Source organism: Nocardia sp. NPDC057455, from assembly GCF_042802775.1.
In the GTDB taxonomy this organism is placed as follows: Bacteria; Actinomycetota; Actinomycetes; order Mycobacteriales; family Mycobacteriaceae; genus Nocardia.
In genome coordinates this window covers 1-2061 of sequence record NZ_JBHVDM010000201.1, presented here as the reverse complement: position 1 = coordinate 2061, position 2061 = coordinate 1, and the positions used below count along the sequence as shown (strand labels likewise).

The 2061-nt window shown below is 61.3% G+C and carries 2 protein-coding genes; one reads left to right on the top strand and one right to left on the bottom strand.

Features of this window, described 5'->3' with window-relative positions; translation table 11 throughout:
* The first annotated feature begins 180 nt into the window (after window positions 1-180).
* Window positions 181-594: a hypothetical protein gene (locus ACFU5M_RS34440; protein WP_379055803.1), complete on the top strand. Its 414-nt coding sequence runs from the start codon at window positions 181-183 to the stop codon at window positions 592-594.
* Between the two features lie 259 nt (window positions 595-853).
* On the opposite strand, the gene ACFU5M_RS34435 is transcribed toward ACFU5M_RS34440, so the two are convergent.
* On the bottom strand, window positions 854-2061 hold a 1208-nt coding region (locus ACFU5M_RS34435; RefSeq protein WP_379055801.1), incomplete at its 5' end, for a Scr1 family TA system antitoxin-like transcriptional regulator.

The window sequence follows — 2061 nt, the reverse complement described above, 5'->3', positions numbered from 1 at the left end:
GGTTTCCGCCGCAGCGCCTTTCGCGTCGGCTTCATAATCCTGCCTCGATCGACCGACGCATACGGCAGTGCTCGATGCTGCGCTGCCGCGGCGAGGTCATACGCCGGTAGCCGATCTCCTGTTCGACACCATCGACATCCTTTATCCGGGAAGTAAGAGGCCAGTAAAGGTGCATCTGCCGTGATCGAGAAGCTGGAGAATTTTCTTCTCTACAATGTCTCCGACGATTGGGCGGCCATCGGTGAATTCGACGGCACGGTTGAGAAGATCGCCCCCGAAGAATATTCGCGTGCATACGTTCTCACAATACTCCGAGAGTTGGCTGACAAAGGTTACATCGATTTCGGTGCATTCCCGGGCGGCGGTCGGTCGTGGGAGGCCTGGGCAGTCGGTACGGAGGAAGCGATCAGGCGTGTCTCTCACGGCTATAACGGAGTTCCTGGATATTTAGGTATACGCGACGATGAGATCGGCTCCAATGAGGTGTTCAGGGCGAAGCTCACTGAGGATGGTCGACGTCGACTGCGAGAATTGGGTGATCCGTACGAGAACTACGGCGATCCTTGGGCAGATGATCCCTACTTGCATGCCTGAGACCGAAATCGAGCCACCTCGCCAACCATGCTCCCGCGAGTGGCACATCGCCGAGAGGTCTACTCGCGATTTGCCGCTGCCGTGTGCCACTCATAGCCGTCGTGCAGGTTGCGGGAACGCCCACAGCTGAAACTTGACTCCCTCGCCGAACGGGTTGCTGCCGAGGGAGGTTCGTTAGGGGCGTGCTTCCGACCGCGGAGCCCGGTGACTTCATCATCGAGCCCGTTGGGTGTAGTGCGATTTAGGGATCGAAACGTGTTCAGCTGTGGTCGAATTCGCCGTCTTTGGTTCCGGCGAGGAAGATGTCCCATGCGGCGGGGGTGAACGTCAGGGCCGGGCCGGTCGGGTTCTTGGAGTCGCGCGTGCCGACCGTGCTGTCGTCCAGGTGGGCGACCTCTACGCACTGGCCGTTGGACTCGCTGAAGCTGCTCTTGAACCAGCTTGCTCCGGATAGGTCAACGGTCACCGTCAAAACTCCTTGCTGCCCGGCGGAGCAGGTCGCGCGTGGTCTTCTCGTCCAGGGCCGTCTCCCGGATGGCGTCGGCCATTTCAGTGTAACGCTGCACAATTCGGGCCTTTCCAAGTAGAGATCGCTGCTCATACCACCGTCGAGGTAGACGACCGGCGGTTCGATCGGCCTGCCTTTGTTGTCAATGCCGAAGTCCAGGAGCACGAACGAGCCGTGCAGGATGCCGCGCGTGTATCCGGCTGAGCATGGGTGGATGCGCAGGGTGACGTTCGGCCGTGTGCTGACATCGGCTAGGTAGCGGTGCTGCTCTGACATCACTTTCGGTCCTCCGACGACCCGGTATAGCGCTGATTCGTCGAGGAGCACGTGCAGGTCCACAGGACGCGTCTTGCGGGTGACAGCCACCTGCCTGTTGAGGCGAACCCGCACGCGTTGTTCGATTTCGTCGGCCGAACCGTCGTGCAGAAACGCCCCTATCAAGGCGCGGGCATAGTCAGCGGTCTGCAACAGGCCGGGCACTTGGACCTCGTAAGACGTCAGCCGCCGAGCTGACCGCTCCATGCCGACGTACATGTTGAAGGCATCCGAGAACAACCCGCCGAGCGGAGTGATCCCGTCCTCGTCCCGTGCCGTTGCCGCGCGCGATGCCAACCCCACCGCCTGTTCGGTCTGTTCGGGGTTCACCTCGTACAACATGCACAGCTCGCGCACGTCCTGGCGGCGGGGCTTCACGGCGCGGCCGGTTTCCAGGCGTTGTAGTCCGTTGAAGCTGAGCTGAACTTCTTTGGCGGCGATGGCGATCGTCAGTCCACGGCCTTCGCGGGCCTCGCGCAGAAATCTGCCGAGCTGGCGGCGCAGCAGCGTCGGCGACTCGATCTCGGTCATCGGTATTCCCCCAGGTAAATGAATCCAGCACTCGATCTGATGGACCTCCACATCTGGGCAATCGACCGACATGTCGAGGATCTGCTCGCGGCGGCGGGCCGAAAGGGTTACCG